This is a genomic window from Cellulomonas sp. NTE-D12 (genome assembly GCF_027923705.1).
In the GTDB taxonomy this organism is placed as follows: Bacteria; Actinomycetota; Actinomycetes; order Actinomycetales; family Cellulomonadaceae; genus Cellulomonas.
Genome location: NZ_AP026442.1, coordinates 2426272 through 2442050, shown reverse-complemented (window position 1 = coordinate 2442050; position 15779 = coordinate 2426272). Strand labels below are relative to the sequence as shown.

Genomic DNA, 15779 nt, shown 5'->3' with positions numbered 1-15779 from the left:
GCCGCTACCGCTGCACCACGTTGCGCAACGGGCTGCCCGACACGAACCGCACCAGGTTGTCCGCGACCAGCTCGGCGGCGCCGACGGGCCGCCCACCCGCGGCGTGCGGGCTGATCAGCACCGACGGCTCGTCCCAGAGGGGTGAGTCGGACGGCAGCGGCTCGGTCTCGAACACGTCCAGCGCGGCGCCGGCCAGGCGGCCTGCGCGCACGGCCGCGACGAGCGCCTCCTCGTCGAGCGTCGCTCCACGGCCGACGTTGACCAGCAGCGCGTGCGGCGGCAGGAGGGCCAGTGCGCCGGCGCCGATGGCGTGCCGGGTCGCGTCCGTCGCGGGCAGCAGCCCGATGAGCACGTCGGTGCCCGGCAGCACCTCGCTCAGCGCGGCACGGGTGACCACCGGGAACCCGTGCCGGACGCCGGCTGCGGTCGCGATCCCGGTGACGTGGGCCCCGAGCGCCGCGAGGGCGGGTGCGAGGCGGGCGGCGATCGACCCGAAGCCCCAGACCGTCACGTGGGCGTCCAGGAGCGTGCGCACCGAGCCCTCGGGGTGCAGCGGCTGCAACCCACCGAGCTCGGCCGCCCAGCGGTGCTGCTGCTGCGCGCGCACCAGGTCGGGCACGCGGCGGACCAGGGCCAGCGTCAGGGCGAGGGTGTGCTCCGCGACCGGAAGGTCGTGCAGGCCGCGGCCGGACGTGATCACCACCTCGGGACCGAACCCGGCGGCCAGCACGTCCTCCGGCCCGGCGGCCAGCGACTGCACCCAGCGCACCCTGGGCACGCGCGCGGCGGCCTCGGCCAGCCAGGCACGGGAGCTGCCCCAGACCACGAGCGCCTCCGCCTCGTCGGCCTCGGCGGGCAGCGGTCGGTCGGCGGCGTAGCGCACGGCCTGGACGTGTGCCGGAAGGACGGGTTCGCCGTCGAGTGTGTCCGGGAGCAGGACGATCGTCACAGGTCGCTACGATGCCACGGTGAGTTCCCCCGGGACTGCGGGCACCGACCGCCAACGCCCCATCAGCGTCATGATCGTCGACGACCACGAGGTCGTCCGCCGCGGCATAGCCGAGGTCGTCGAGCGCACGGACGGCATGACCGTCGTCGCCGAGGCCGGCTCCGTCGCCGACGGCGCTCGTCGGGCCGCGCTGGTGCGCCCGCAGGTGCTGCTCGTGGACCTGCAGCTGCCGGACGGGACGGGCATCGACCTGATGCGTGCCGTGCGCGAGACGCTGCCGGACAGCAAGGCCATCGTGCTGACGTCGTTCGACGACGACGACGCGGTGGCGCAGGCGCTCGACGCCGGCGCCGCGGCCTACCTGCTGAAGAGCGTGCGTGGCGCGGAGATCACCGACGTGATCCGCGCCGTCGCGGCCGGTCGGACGCTGCTGGACGAGCGGACCGTCACCCGCCGGCGGGCCGGTCACGAGGACCCGACGGAGAACCTGACTCCGAGCGAGCTGCGGGTGCTGGACCTGATCGGCGACGGGCTGTCCAACCGGGAGATCGCCGACCGGCTCGGCGTCGCGGAGAAGACGATCAAGAACCACATCACCTCGCTGCTGGCCAAGATGGGCCTGCAGCGGCGCACGCAGGTCGCTGCCTGGGTGGCCGCGCGCAAGCACTCCGGCTGGCGGGCCGAGCCCGGTCACTGACCGGCGGACGTCGGCCCTCCGGCCGGAGGGGCCGGCACGCCGGCGTGCCGGCGGGGCTCAGGGGAGCGGCGCCTGCCACGTCAGCAGCGTCCCGCGCCCGTCCGGCGGCGTGCTGAGGGAGAACGTCCCGCCGTGCTGACGGGCACGGGCCGCGAGGTTGCCGGTGCCGGAGGTGCGGTCGCGACGCATCGGCATGCCGATGCCGTCGTCCTGCACCTCCACCAGCACCGTGCCCTGCGGTCCGCTGCCACGCACGGACACCGACACGGTCACCGACGAGGCGTGCGCGTGCCGGGCGGCGTTGGCCAGCCCCTCACGGACGACGGCGACCACGTCGTCGGTCAGCTGCGCGTCGAGCCGCTCGTCCAGCAGGTCCTCCGCCTCGACGTCGTCCGCGCCGAGCATGGCGCCCTCGAGGGAGATGACCAGGGACGGGGCGAAACCGAGGCCGGTGCGGGCGAGCGACGCCTCGCGGCGCAGCCGCTCCACCAGGCCCGTGGCGGCGTCCGGGTCGCGCAGCTCGTGCACGATGTGGCGGATCTGCCGCACCGACTCGTCGACGTTGTCCAGGGCCTCCTCGACGATGGCGGTCAGCTCGTGCGCGTCCACACCGCGGGCCGAGCGCCGGCGCACCGTCTCCAGCTGCATGCCGGTGGCGAACAGCTGCTGGATCGCCAGGTCGTGCAGGTCCCGGGCGATCCGCTCGCGCTCGTCGAGCAGCGCCGCGACGTCCTGGGCGTGACGGGCCTCGGCGAGCACGTAGGCCAGCGCCGCCTGCGAAGCGAACGACTCGGCGGTCACCAGGTCGCCCTCGTCGAACGGCAGGGAGGCCACGCGGCGCAGCAGGATCAGGACGCCGACGCCGCGTCCGGAGGTCTGCAGCGGGGCGAACATCGCCGGCCCGAAGGCGCGCATCGCGGCGAGCGTCACCGTGCGGGAGGCGGACAGGGACGGCGTCATCAGTCCCTTGCCCTCCTTCATCACCGTCCACGCACGGCCGCCCTCCGGCATCACCTGGCCGAGCAGCTTGTCGGCGTCGTGCCCGTCGGCCAGCTCGATCAGCAGCTCACCGGCGAGCCCGGGCAGCGCGAGCGCCGCCGTGTCGGCGCCGGCCACGTCGCGTGCGGTGCGGGTGATGTGCTCGAGAGCCTCCTCCTCGTCGATGCCCTCGAGCAGCATCGTCGTGATCTCCTGACCGGCGCGCAGCCAGTGCTCCCGGCGGCCGGACTCGGCGTACAGCTGAGCGTTGGAGACGGCGACACCGGCGGCGGCGGCGAGCGCGATGACGGTGTCCTCGTCCTGCTGGGTGAAGGCGCTGCCGTCCAGCTTCTCGGACAGGTAGAGCTGGCCGAACACGCGGTCCCGCACCCGCACGGAGGCGCCGAGGAACGAGCCCATCGGCGGGTGGTTGGCCGGCCAGCCGCGGAACGCCGGGTGCTTGGTGAGGTCCGTCAGCCGCAGCGCCCCCTCGTCGGGGATCTGGCCGAGGACGCCCTGGGCGTGCGGCGGCCGCGCGAGCATCCGGGCGATCGCCGTGGGGACGCCGGTGTAGACGAACGTGGTCGAGGCCCCGCGGTTGTCGAGCACGTTGATCGCACCGAACCGCGCACCGGTCAGCTCGGCGCTGACCTGGACGAACCGCTCCAGGACGGCCGAGAGCTCCAGCTCGCCGGCCACCGAGAGGATCGCCTGCATCAGGTCGGTCAGGCCGTCGCCGGTGAGGGTCGCGGGATGCGTGCCGGCCTCCGTGAGCACACCGTGCTCGAACGGGGCGCCCACCTGACGACCGGGCGCAGGGACTGCGGTCATGCACGCTCCTGTGGCTCGGCCGCGACCCGCTCGCGGTCCACCGCCTCACGGTAGCCCGGCGTCCCCTCGAGCAGCTGCTGGTGGGTGCCACGTGCCGCCACGGTGCCGTCGGCGAGCCACAGCACCTCGTCGGCGGCGGCGAGGGGCGCCAGGCGATGGGTGACGACGACCACCCCGCGCGGGCTGCCGTCCCAGCCGGTCGGCCGGTCGAGCAGCTCGTGGACCAGGGCGTCCGCCGTCGCGGGGTCGAGGTGCTCGGCCGGCTCGTCGACCAGCAGCAGGGGGGCCGGGGCGAGCAGCGCACGGGCGAGGAGCAGCCGACGACGCTCGCCGCCGGACACGGTGCGCGCATCGGGGCCGAGGAGCGTGTCGAGCCCGTCCGGCAGTCCGGCGAGCCACGTGCCCAGACCGACACGCCGCAACGCCTCCTGGGCCTGGTCCGGCGTCACGTCGCCACGGGCGACGCGGAGGTTCTCCAGGACGGTGGTGCCGAACACGTGCGCGTCCTCCGTGGTAACGACGACGCCGGCCGCCCGGTCCGCGTCGTCGAGCATCCGCAGCGGCGTCCCGTCGAGCGTGACGGACCCGCGGCGGGGATCGAGGAGACCGGCGAGCGTCAGCAGCAGGGTCGTCTTGCCGATGCCGCTCGGTCCGACGACGGCGACGGTGCGGCCCGGCCGCAGGTCGAGATCGACGCCGGTGAGCGCGGGCGACCGGGAGGGCCAGCCGACGGCCAGGTCGCGCGCGCGCAGCACGTGCGGGCCGCCACCCGTCCCCGCCGGCGCGGCGTCGCCTGTGTCCACCACCGGGGCGTCTGCGGCGTCCAGCAGCGCGAGGATGCGCGCTGCTGCGACCCGGGACCGCTGCACCTGCACGGCCGCCGCCGGCAGCAGCGCCGTCGCCTCGAACGCCGCGAGCGGTGTCAGCACGATCACCGCCAGCTCCACGGGCGCGAGCAGACCGGCGCGTAGCGCGGGAACGCCGGTCACCAGCGCCGCCACCGCTGCCAGGACCGTCGCGGCGGTGCCGATCCCAGCCGCCAGGGCGGTCGGTCGGGCACCGGTGTCGACGGCCGCGGCCACGCGGGCGTCCGCCTCGCGCACCGCCCTGAGGCGGCGGTCGAGGCGGCCGGAGACCAGCAGGGGACCGGCGTCGTCCAGGACCGACAGCGCCGCGGCGGACGAGTCGGCCCTGGCCTGCGCCGCCCGCCGCTCGGTGGCGCGTGCGCCCCGGACCGTCAGCGCCGGGGCGACCACGCCGGCCAGCAGCAGGCACAGGGCCAGCGCCAGGGCGGCCGGCGGCCAGAAGAACGCCATGGCGGTGACGGTGCCGACGCCGAGCGTCAGTGCCACGCCGGCGGGCAGCAGGCCGCGCACCACCACGTCGCCGACGGCGTCGACGTCGGCACCGACCCGGGCGAGCAGGTCGCCGCGACGCAGGCCGAGGGTGGCGTCGGCGCGTCCCGCCGCGAGGCGGTCGTACAGCGTGGTGCGCAGCGTCGTCATGCCGCGCAGCGCCACGTCGTGCGAGACCAGCCGGTCGCAGTACCGCAGCACCCCGCGGCCGATGCCGAAGGTCCGCACCGCGACCGTGGCGACGGACAGCAGCAGCACCGGCGGCATCTGCGACGCACGCGCGATTAGCCAGGCCGAGACCGCCGCCAGCGCGACGGCGCAGCCCAGGGCCAGCGTGCCGACCAGCACCGCGAGCAGGGCGCGGCCGCGCGGCACCTCCAGCAGCCGGAGGGCGCGACGGAGGGTGCCGCGGGGCGGGCGGTCGGCCCCGACGCCGTCAACGGGTACCGGGATCGCAGGGAGCCCCTGGTCCGTGCTCACGCCACCACCTCGGCGGCGCGCTCGGCGTGCACCGTGACGACGTGGTCGGCCCCGGCCACCAGCGAGGGCCTGTGGGCGACGAGCAGCACCGTGCGGCCGGCCGCGCGCAGTGCGGCGACGGTCGCCAGGACCACCTGCTCGCCGGCCGCGTCGAGGTGCGCCGTCGGCTCGTCGAGCACCACCAGCGGCGCGTCCGCGAGCAGCGCGGCGGTCAGCGCGACGCGCTGCCGCTGGCCGACCGACAGGCCGGCACCGCCCGTCCCGAGCGGTTGGTCCCAGCCGTGGGGGAGGCCCGCCACGACGGCGTCGAGGCCGGTCAGTGCCGCGGCGTGCGCCCGGGCGTCGTCGTCGCGACCGCCGACCAGCTGCCGCACGGTGCCGGGTTCGAGGACCGGCCGTTGCGGCAGCCAGCTCACCTGGTCCCAGTAGCTGCGCCCGTCGACGTCGGACAGGTCCAGCCAGCCGCCGTCGGAGGTCTGCACGCGCGCGGTGCCGTGGTCGGGCGCCAGCAGGCCGAGCAGCACCTCGACGGTGCTCGTCTTGCCCACGCCGGAGGGCCCGACGAGGGCCGCCACGGTGCCGGGGACCAGCTCGAGATCGAGGCCGGCCGGTGTCAGACCCCCGGCGGACCGCACTCCCACACCCGAGAGCCGCAGCGCCGAGCGGGACAGGTCCGGGCAGGCCTGGGTGTCCCGGGCGGGCACCGGGGTGTCGAGGACACCGAACGCCGCCTCGGCCGCGGCCACGCCGTCCGCGGCTGCGTGGAACTGTGCCCCGACCTGCCGCAGCGGCCAGAACACCTCAGGCGCGAGCATCAGCACCGCCAGGCCCGTCACCAGGTCCAGCCGGCCGCTGACCAGGCGCAGCCCGATCGCCACCGCGACGAGCGCGACGGACAGGGTGGTCAGCAGCTCGAGCACCATCCCGGACAGGAAGGCGATCTGCAGCGTCGCCATGGTCGACCGCCGGTGCGCGTCGCCCAGTGCCCGCACGCGTGCGGCCGGGCCGCGCTGCCGCCCGAACGCGCGCAGCGTCGGCAGGCCCGCGAGCAGGTCGAGCACCTGGGCGCCGAGGCGCTGCATCGCCTCCAGGCCCCTGGCGGAGCGGCCCTGCGTCAGCTGACCGATCAGCACCATGAACAGCGGGATCAGCGGCAGCGTGCCGACCAGGATCGCCGCCGACACCCAGTCCAGGCCGAGCACCACCAGCAGCGTGCCCGGCGTCAGCGTCGCCGCGAGCACCAGCTGGGGCAGGTACCGGACGAAGTAGGGCTCGAGCCCGTCCAGACCACGCGTCGCGAGGGTCACCACCGCAGGGCCCTGACCCGATGCGAGCCACCGCGGTCCGAGGTCTGCGGCCCGCCCCACGACGCCGCTGCGCAGCTCGGCCACGGCGCGCGTGGCCGCACGGTGCGCGAACCGCTCCTGCACCGCGGTGACGAGGCCGCGACCGACCACGACGCCGACCAGGCCCACGACGGTGCCGGAGAGCGATGCGAGCGTGGCGCCGTGCTCCACCGCACCACCGAGCGCGTGCGCCAGCAGCAGCGCCTGCGCGACCACCAGGGCGCCCATCACGAGGCCGAGGCCGACGGTCAGGGCGACGTAGCCTCGCGCGGAGCGGGCGTAGCGCAGCAGCCGCGGGTCGAGCGGCCTCACGCGGCCGTCACCGCAGCGACGGGGCGTTCTCGAAGGTCACGTCCACCTGCTCGGGGATGTGGTGCACGCCGATGCGCTTGCGGAACACCCAGTACGTCCACGCCTGGTACGCCAGCACCAGCGGCGTCAGGATCAGAGCGACCCACGACATCATGGTGAGCGTGTAGGCGCTGGACGAGGCGTTGTGGATGGTCAGCGAGTACGCCGGGTCGATGCTGGACGGCATCACGTCGGGGAACATCGCGCCGAAGATCAGCACCACGGCCGCCACGATCGCCACCGCCGAGGCGGCGAACGCCCGCCCGTGGGCGCCGACCCACGCGAACCAGGCCGCGGCGGCGAGGGCGAGGGCTGCGAGCACGAGCGCCGCCCACGTCCAGGCGTTGCGCGAGAAGGCGAGCTGCAGCCAGACCGCCCACACCGCCCCGACGCCGAGCGCGCCGAGGGACAGCCGCTTCGCCAGCACGGCGGCCCGCGACTGGAGGTCTCCCGCGGTCTTCAGCGACAGGAAGAGCGCGCCGTGGGCCAGGAATACGGTGGCCGTCAGCACACCGGTGAGCAGGGCGAACCCGTGCCCGGCGGTCAGCAGGTCGAAGAACCCGCCGGTGTACTGCAGCGTGGTCCGGGTGATGTCCTGGGCGGCGCCCGGGTTGCTCACCGTGCTGGTCATGGGCGAGATCTTCAGACCGGCGACCAGGTTGCCGAACGCGACGCCCCACAGCACCGCGGGGACCCACGAGCCGAGCACCAGGCCCCAGTAGAAGCTGCGCTGCCACCTCGGGGTGCTGATCTTGCCGCGCCACTCGAAGGACACGACGCGCGCGATCAGGGCGAGCAGGATCAGCAGCAGGGGCAGGTACGCGCCCGAGAACAGGGTGGCGTACCACTCCGGGAAGGCGGCGAACGTCGCGCCGCCCGCGGTGAGCAGCCACACCTCGTTGCCGTCCCAGACGGGGCCGACGGTGTTGATCATCACGCGGCGTTCACGCTCGTCGCGCGGCAGGAAGGGCAGGAGCATCCCGACGCCGAAGTCGAACCCCTCGAGGACCAGGTACCCGGTCCAGAGGACGGCGATGAGGACGAACCAAAGGATCTGCAGGGTCTCGTGGCTCATGGTCTGAAGGCTCCGGCGGTCTCAGTACGCGAAGGACAACGGGCGGTCGACGTCGGTGGCCGTTCCCTCGCCACCGTCCGCGGGGGTCTCGGCGCCGAGGCCGGCGTCGTCGACGCCGCCCGCGACGTACCGGCGCATCAGCCGGTACCACGCGACGGCGAGCACCCCGTACAGCAGGGTGAACAGCACCAGGGAGGTCACCACGGAGCCGGCGCTCACCTGCGTCGAGACGCCGCGCATCGTCAGCTGCCACACCATGTCCGCACCCTCGGGGTTGGGGTTCGGCGCGACGACCCAGGGCTGGCGGCCCATCTCCGTGAAGATCCAGCCGGCGCTCGACGCCAGGAAGATCGTGGGCAGCGCCGCCATGGCGACGGGACGCAACCAGACGTTGTCACTGACCCGGCCCTTGCGGGTCAGCCACAGCGTCATCAGGGCCAGCAGCGCCGCGAAGGCGGCGAACGCCATCATCAGCCGGAAGGACCAGTAGGTCACCGCGAGGTTGGGGATGTAGTCCACGCCGGTGCCGTACTTCTGCTCGTACTGCTTCTGCAGGTCCGCGACGCCCTTCAGCGTGGAGTTGCAGGTGTTGTCGGCGAGGATCGACGTCAGGCAGGGGATCTGCACCAGGTGCTGCACGCTGGCCGGGTCGTTGTTCAGGCTGCCGACCGTCAGCAGGGACAGCGGGACGCGGGTCTCCGTGTTGACCAGGCCCTCCGCCGCGGCCATCTTCATCGGCTGCTGGCGGAACATCAGCTGCGCCTGCCAGTGCCCGGAGCCGGCCACGACGATGCCCGAGATGACGATGGCCACCAGGCCGAGGCGCAGCCCCGGACGGTAGACCGCGCGTGCCCGGTCGGCGTCGCCCCGGCGTACCAGCCGGACCATCCACAACGTGCAGACCGCCGCGACGAAGGTGCCGGCGGTCAGGAACGCCGCCGCGATCGTGTGCGGGAAGGCCGCCAGCACCGTCGGGTTGGTCACCACGGCGCCGAGGTCGTGCATCTCCGCACGGCCCGTCGCGGGGTTGAAGGTCGCCCCGACCGGGTGCTGCATCCAGGAGTTCGCCGAGAGGATGAAGAAGGCCGAAAGCGTGGTGGACCCGGCCACGAGCCAGATCGTCGCGAGGTGCACCCGCTTCGGCAGCTTGTCCCAGCCGAAGATCCACAGGCCGAGGAACGTCGACTCGATGAAGAAGGCCGCCAGGGCTTCCATCGCCAGCGGCGCACCGAAGATGTCGCCGACGAACCGGGAGTACTCGCTCCAGTTCATGCCGAACTGGAACTCCTGGACGATGCCGGTGGCCACGCCGATCGCGAAGTTGATCAGCAGCAGCTTGCCGAAGTACTTGGTCAGGCGTAGCCACTCGGTCTTCCCGGAGCGGACCCACAGCGTCTGCATGATCGCGACGAGGGTCGAGAGCCCGATCGTCAGCGGCACGAAGATGAAGTGGTAGACGGTGGTGATACCGAACTGCCAGCGGGCCAGGGTCAGCGCGTCCACGCAGGTCTCCGGGGGTCCAGGATCGGGCGGCGGGGCAGGCCCTGCGCCCGTCGCACCTGAGGGCGAGGCGGGTCTGGGCCCGTTCGGAACGCTAGGGCTCGTAGGGCCGAGGTCCTAGGACCTAGGTCACGTATGCCGACGCGGTGTCGTCTTCCTGTCGGCGTGGCGTCGGCGTGTCGCGACGCGCTTCTCGGCAGGCGACGACCGACCGCCGGAGGCCGGCCCGCAGCCGGCGCGGCGCGCCCGGGTGACGCGGACCAGGCTCGTCGCTCCCGCCTCCGGAGGGGTGCTGTGCGATACTTGCGGCGGACATCGGGCGCCCACACCGCCCTCCCGTCCACCGAGCTCGCAGTCCGGCGCGTCCCGCGTGCCAGCCGCCGCTCGGCCAGGCAGGACGCCCCAGACCGGGGCCGCCCAGCCGGGCCAGCAGGCGATGGCGCCGACGTGCGAGGCCGCGACCCGACCGCCGACTTCCGTCCCGGCCACCGTGCCGAAGGACGACCGACCGCCCGACCAGCACCGTGACGTGTGGGCACGGGGCTGGTGGGTACCCAGGAGCACATCGCGTGACCGAGCAGACCACCCCCGAACCCGTCGACGGCCAGGCTGGCGGGGGTGAGACGGTCCGTCCGCGTCGGCGCCGGGCCACTCGCTCCGTCGCGGCGCCGACGCCGGTGACGACCTCGACAGCTGCGGGACCCGAGCAGGAGATCCCCGTCGCGGCCACGGCCACGCCGGCCGGCGCTGCCCCGACCGCCGAGGCGGCGTCGATCGAGACCGGGACGGCGGGTTCTCCCGCATCCGACCTCCCTGCGGAGCCGTCCGCGGCACCGCGTCGCCGCCGAGCGGTCCGCCGGACCGCGGCGGCCGGCGACGCCCCGGACGCGGCTGCCGAGCCGTCCGCACCCGCCGTCGAGGCGCCGGTGGCGCCCGCGGCTGAGGAGGCTCCCGCCGGTCGTCGCCGTTCGAGCCGTCGTCCGGCGGGCGGCCGCGCGCGTTCGGCAGCGCGGGACGAGACGGTGGAGGTCGAGCCGACCCAGACCGCCGAGCCCGAGGCCGTGGCGGAGGAGGTCGAGGAGGAGCCGAAGGCGGCATCGACCTCGGGCGAGCCCGAGGCGACCACACCGGCGGCGCAGACCACCGCGTCCTACGAAGCCCCTCAGCCGCCCCGGCTGGCGACGACCGCGCTCCTGTTCCAGGCGCCCGATCTCGCCGCGACGCGGCAGCGCCGTCGCCGGGCCCAGGTCGGTGCCGGCTCGCCCGAGGAGATCTCGGAGGCCGCGCGCCGCGCCGAGCGCGCCGATGCGGCCGTCGCCGAGATCGAGACGCCTGCCGAGGCGCCCGTGGCCGAGGAGAGCCAGCAGGGCGGCCGCTCCCGTCGCCGCCGTGGTCGTGGGCGAGGCGAGCAGACGCCCGAGGTGGCCGTCGTCGACGAGGTCGTGGGTGGCGCCGAGCTGGAGGGCGCCGGCGACGAGGCCCTCGACGTCTCGGAGGACGACCTGGACGCCGAGGTCGACACCGAGGTCTCGGAGGACGAGCAGGGCGCGCCCCGTCGTCGTCGACGCCGTGGCGGCCGTGGCCGGCGTTCGCGCTCGGAGGCCGGTGAGCCGCTCGTCGGCGCGACCGACGAGCCGTCCGAGCACGAGGAGGAGCTGGCCACCGAGGTCGGCGAGGAGGACGGCGCCGAGGACGAGCAGGGCGCGTCGAGCCGTCGCCGTCGCCGTCGTCGTCGGGGGGCGCGCACGGACTCCGCCGAGAGCGAGCCTCGTTCGCGCACCCGCAGCGACGAGGTGACGGCGCTCCGCGGCTCCACGCGCCTGGAGGCGAAGCGTCAGCGCAGGCGTGAGGGCCGCGACGCCGGACGTCGCCGCCAGATCATCAGCGAGGCCGAGTTCCTCGCCCGCCGCGAGTCGGTCGACCGCGCGATGGTGGTGCGCGAGGCGAACGGCCGGACGCAGATCGCGGTGCTCGAGGACGGGGTGCTCGTCGAGCACTACGTGTCCAACCAGGCGCAGGCGTCGATGGTCGGCAACGTCTACCTCGGCCGGGTGCAGAACGTGCTGCCCAGCATGGAGGCGGCGTTCGTCGACGTCGGCAAGGGTCGCAACGCGGTGCTCTACGCCGGCGAGGTGAACTGGGACGCGGCCGGGCTCGAGGGTCAGCCCCGGCGCATCGAGCAGGCGCTGAAGTCCGGCGACGCGGTGCTGGTGCAGGTGACCAAGGACCCGATCGGGCACAAGGGCGCGCGCCTGACCAGCCAGGTCACGCTGGCGGGGCGGTACCTCGTGTACGTGCCGGGCGGTGGGATGACCGGCATCAGCCGCAAGCTGCCGGACAACGAGCGGGCGCGGCTGAAGAAGATCCTGCGGGACATCGTCCCGGACTCCGCCGGCGTGATCGTCCGGACGGCCGCCGAGGGTGCCAGCGAGGAGGAGCTCCGCGCGGACATCGCCCGGCTCCGGGGCCAGTGGGAGGCGATCGAGAAGAAGTCCGCCAGCGCGTCCGCCCCTGCGCTGCTGCAGGGCGAGCCCGACATGGCGATCCGCGTGGTGCGCGACATCTTCAACGACGACTTCTCGTCCCTGGTGGTCCAGGGCGACGACGCGTGGTCGACGATCTCCGGCTACATCGGTGAGCTCGCGCCCGACCTGGCCGCGAAGGTCAGCCGGTGGACCGGCACGGGCGACGTGTTCGCCGCGCACCGGGTCGACGAGCAGCTGGCCAAGGGCATGGACCGCAAGGTGTGGTTGCCGTCCGGCGGCTCCCTGGTGATCGACCGCACCGAGGCGATGACCGTCATCGACGTCAACACCGGCAAGTTCACCGGAGCCGGCGGCACCCTCGAGGAGACGGTGACCCGCAACAACCTCGAGGCGGCCGAGGAGATCGTGCGCCAGCTGAGGCTGCGCGACATCGGCGGCATCATCGTCGTCGACTTCATCGACATGGTGCTCGAGTCCAACCGGGACCTGGTGCTGCGTCGGCTGGTCGAGTGCCTGGGGCGCGACCGCACCAAGCACCAGGTGGCCGAGGTCACGTCGCTCGGTCTGGTCCAGATGACCCGCAAGCGCGTGGGCCAGGGCCTCGTCGAGGCGTTCAGCGAGACCTGCGAGCACTGCCACGGGCGCGGGTTCATCGTGCACACCGACCCGATCGAGCGGAACGTGCGTCCGGACGCCGGTCAGCAGCAGGCGACGCCGAGCGAGGGGACCGCGAAGCGTTCGCGTCGCAAGCGCGGTGCGGGGGAGCCCGTGGCCACGCCGGCGGTGCCGGTGGTGCCCGTCCTGCCCGAGGCGCGCGAGGCGGTCAAGGCGACGCTGGCGACGATCGCGGCGGCCGCGGCGCACGCCCACGAGCACGCGCCCCAGGAGGGGCACACGGGACCGGAGGACGTCCCGGCCGTGCCGGACCTGCCCGCCCGCGACGAGGTGTCGTCGGCGCCCGTCGAGGTGCTCGTGGTCGAGGCGGAGGACGCCGAGCCGGCCGCGGTCGCCCCGGCACCCGTGCTCGACGTGCTCGCCGAGCTGGCGGCGCACGGGGTCACTCCCGATGCGCAGCCGCCGTCGGGGACGTCGGCCGTGGCCGAGCCGACGGCCGGCGCCGAGCAGGGCGACGCCGAGGCGCTCGCGCTGACCCCGGTGGCACCGGAGGTGTTCGCGGCCGACGGCGAGACGGACGCTGACACGGGCGCCGAGAAGGACGCCGAGACGGGCGCTGACACCGGCCCCGAGCAGGTTTGACCACCGCTCCTGCGGTCCGTACCCTGGTGTGTCGGCGCGCTCAGCGTGCCGACCGTGCGTGCCTTCGCTCGTTCCGTGTTGCGGGTGTCCGCGACGCCCGGATCCAAGCGGCGGACGCCGACGCGAACCCCCAGGCCTGCGGCCACGGGTGTGCGCGGGCGCCGGGGGCATGCAGGTACAGGACGCAGGACGACGAGCAGAGATGAGCAGCAACGTGGTGTACGCGATCGTGAAGGCTGGCGGCCGCCAGGAGAAGGTCGCCGTCGGCGACATCGTCGTCGTGGACCGTCTCGCCGCCAAGGCGGGTGCGACCGTCGAGCTGCCGGCGCTGCTGCTGGTCGACGGTGAGAAGGTGACCGCCGACGCCAAGACGCTGGCCGGTGTCACGGTCACCGCCGAGGTCGTGCGCGACGAGCGCGGGCCGAAGATCGACATCCTGCGGTACAAGAACAAGACCGGCTACCGCCGCCGTCAGGGCCACCGTCAGGACCTCACCCGCCTGAAGGTCACCGCCATCGGCTGAGCCTCGCGCTCGGTCACCATTCGTCGTACGAGAGCAGGTTCGTCATGGCACACAAGAAGGGCGCGAGCTCCTCGCGCAACGGTCGCGACTCCAACGCCCAGCGCCTCGGCGTCAAGCGTTTCGGTGGTCAGGTCGTCAAGGCCGGCGAGATCATCGTCCGCCAGCACGGCACCCACTTCCACCCCGGCGTCAACGTCGGCCGCGGCGGGGACGACACCCTGTTCGCGCTGGCCGAGGGCGCTGTGGCGTTCGGCACGCGGCGCGGCCGCAAGGTGATCGACGTCGTCACGGCCGAGGTCTGACGTCCAGCACAACCGTCGTCGACGAAGGGGCGCACCGCTTCGGTGCGCCCCTTCGTCGTGTGACCATCGAGCTCGACCCCGCACCGGGGTTCCGGTGCACCGACGGATCAGGGAGGAGTGAGCGATGACCACGTTCGTGGACCGCGTCGTGCTGCACGCGACGGGGGGAGACGGTGGGAACGGCTGCGCCTCCATCCGCCGGGAGAAGTTCAAGCCGTTGGCAGGACCCGACGGAGGTGACGGCGGCAGCGGAGGCTCCGTCGTCCTCGTCGTCGACCCCCAGGTGACCACGCTGCTCGACCTGCACCGCCAGCCGCACCGACGCGCGCAGCCCGGGTCGCAGGGCATGGGGGACTACCGCGACGGCAGCACCGCGCCGGATCTGGTGATCGGCGTGCCGGACGGCACCGTGGTGAAGTCGACCGACGGGCAGGTCCTCGCGGACCTGGTCGGCGTGGGCTCGCGCTACGTGGTCGCCGCCGGGGGTCGCGGTGGTCTGGGCAACGAGAAGCTGGCCTCGGCGCGGCGGAAGGCGCCGGGGTTCGCGCTGCTGGGCGAGCCGGGCGAGGCCGCCGACGTCGTGCTCGAGCTCAAGTCGATCGCGGACGTCGCGCTGGTCGGCTTCCCGAGCGCGGGCAAGTCCTCCCTGGTCGCGGCCATGTCCGCAGCGCGCCCCAAGATCGCCGACTACCCCTTCACCACGCTGGTGCCCAACCTGGGGGTCGTGCAGGCCGGTGCCTCCCGGTACACCGTCGCGGACGTGCCGGGACTGATCCCCGGCGCTTCGGCGGGCAAGGGCCTCGGCCTGGAGTTCCTGCGGCACATCGAGCGGTGCGCCGTGGTGGTGCACGTGCTCGACTGCGCCACGCTGGAGCCCGGGCGGGACCCGGTCAGCGACCTCGACGTGATCGAGGCCGAGCTCGGCGCCTACGCCGGCGACCTGGGCATCGAGGGTGGCCGCGTGCCGCTGATGAAGCGGCCCCGGGTCGTCGTGCTGAACAAGATCGACGTGCCGGAGGCGCGTGACCTCGCCGAGCTGGTGCGGCCCATCCTGGTCGACCGCGGCCTGCCGGTGTTCGAGGTGTCGACCGCGAGCCACGAGGGTCTGCGCGCCCTGGAGTTCGCCCTGGCGGAGCGCGTCGAGGCGGCTCGTGCCGCGGCCCCCGAGCCGGAGCCGACCCGGGTGGTGCTGCGTCCGCGTGCCGTCGACGAGACCGGGTTCACGGTGACCCGCCGCGAGGCGGCCGGTCAGGTCTGGTTCGCCGTGCGCGGCGGCAAGCCCGAGCGCTGGGTGCGGCAGACGGACTTCAGCAACGACGAGGCCGTCGGCTACCTGGCGGACCGGCTCGCCCGGCTCGGCGTCGAGGAGGCGCTGTACGAGGCCGGTGCGGTGGCGGGTGACGAGGTGCGGATCGGACCGGAGACGAACGCCGTCGTGTTCGACTGGGAGCCGACGCTGCTGACCGGCACGGAGCTGCTCGGTGGCCCCCGCGGCACCGACATGCGGCTGGACGACCACTCGCGGCCGACCCGTGGCCAGAAGCGTGCGGAGTTCAAGGAGCGGATGGACGCCAAGACCGCCGCGCGCGACGAGCTGTGGTCCGAGCGCGAGGCCGGCGTCTGGACCGATCCCGACCGGTGACCGTCGG

Annotated in this window: 11 protein-coding genes; 5 read left to right on the top strand and 6 right to left on the bottom strand. The window is 74.1% G+C overall.

The features are described 5' to 3' along the window. Positions 1 to 4 precede the first annotated feature (4 nt). Positions 5 to 949, bottom strand: a complete 945-nt coding sequence (locus QMF98_RS11265) for an NAD(P)-dependent oxidoreductase (RefSeq protein WP_337973128.1) — start codon at positions 947 to 949, stop codon at positions 5 to 7. Between the two features lie 70 nt (positions 950 to 1019). On the opposite strand from QMF98_RS11265, the gene QMF98_RS11260 reads away from it, so the two are divergent. Beyond that, entirely contained in the window at positions 1020 to 1646 is a 627-nt protein-coding gene (locus tag QMF98_RS11260) for a response regulator (RefSeq protein ID WP_263729860.1), read from the top strand. Positions 1647 to 1703: 57 nt separating this feature from the next. Here the strand turns inward: QMF98_RS11260 and QMF98_RS11255 are convergent, their stop codons facing one another. The 5 genes from QMF98_RS11255 to QMF98_RS11235 are packed head-to-tail and all read right to left on the bottom strand — an operon-like array spanning position 1704 to position 9565. Continuing rightward, on the bottom strand, positions 1704 to 3455 hold the full coding sequence (locus QMF98_RS11255) for a sensor histidine kinase (protein ID WP_337973127.1): 1752 nt from the start codon (positions 3453 to 3455) through the stop codon (positions 1704 to 1706). Next, positions 3452 to 5290 carry a thiol reductant ABC exporter subunit CydC gene (gene cydC, locus QMF98_RS11250; RefSeq protein WP_337973126.1) on the bottom strand — a complete coding sequence of 613 codons (1839 nt, stop codon included), beginning with the start codon at positions 5288 to 5290 and terminating at the stop codon, positions 3452 to 3454. The genes QMF98_RS11255 and cydC overlap by 4 nt, the downstream gene beginning before the upstream one ends. Further along, a complete protein-coding gene (cydD, locus tag QMF98_RS11245; RefSeq protein WP_337973125.1) occupies positions 5287 to 6948 on the bottom strand; it encodes a thiol reductant ABC exporter subunit CydD in 1662 nt (553 codons plus the stop codon). The genes cydC and cydD overlap by 4 nt, the downstream gene beginning before the upstream one ends. Before the next feature lie 7 nt (positions 6949 to 6955). Continuing rightward, positions 6956 to 8062 carry a cytochrome d ubiquinol oxidase subunit II gene (cydB, locus tag QMF98_RS11240; RefSeq protein WP_337973124.1) on the bottom strand — a complete coding sequence of 369 codons (1107 nt, stop codon included), beginning with the start codon at positions 8060 to 8062 and terminating at the stop codon, positions 6956 to 6958. A 21-nt stretch (positions 8063 to 8083) separates the two neighbouring features. Next, the gene (locus QMF98_RS11235; RefSeq protein WP_337973123.1) at positions 8084 to 9565 is read right to left on the bottom strand and encodes a cytochrome ubiquinol oxidase subunit I; all 1482 of its coding nucleotides are present in this window, start codon (positions 9563 to 9565) and stop codon (positions 8084 to 8086) included. 566 nt (positions 9566 to 10131) lie between these two features. Between QMF98_RS11235 and QMF98_RS11230 the strand changes: the two genes are divergently transcribed. The 4 genes from QMF98_RS11230 to obgE all read left to right on the top strand — a co-directional run bounded on the left by QMF98_RS11230 (position 10132) and on the right by obgE (position 15772). Continuing rightward, positions 10132 to 13305, top strand: a complete 3174-nt coding sequence (locus QMF98_RS11230; RefSeq protein WP_337973122.1) for an Rne/Rng family ribonuclease — start codon at positions 10132 to 10134, stop codon at positions 13303 to 13305. Positions 13306 to 13519: 214 nt separating this feature from the next. Next, a complete protein-coding gene (rplU, locus tag QMF98_RS11225; RefSeq protein ID WP_291759644.1) occupies positions 13520 to 13828 on the top strand; it encodes a 50S ribosomal protein L21 in 309 nt (102 codons plus the stop codon). 44 nt (positions 13829 to 13872) lie between these two features. Next, on the top strand, positions 13873 to 14130 hold the full coding sequence (rpmA, locus tag QMF98_RS11220) for a 50S ribosomal protein L27 (RefSeq protein ID WP_263729203.1): 258 nt from the start codon (positions 13873 to 13875) through the stop codon (positions 14128 to 14130). A 124-nt stretch (positions 14131 to 14254) separates the two neighbouring features. Beyond that, the gene (gene obgE, locus QMF98_RS11215) at positions 14255 to 15772 is read left to right on the top strand and encodes a GTPase ObgE (RefSeq protein ID WP_337973121.1); all 1518 of its coding nucleotides are present in this window, start codon (positions 14255 to 14257) and stop codon (positions 15770 to 15772) included. Positions 15773 to 15779 lie beyond the last annotated feature (7 nt).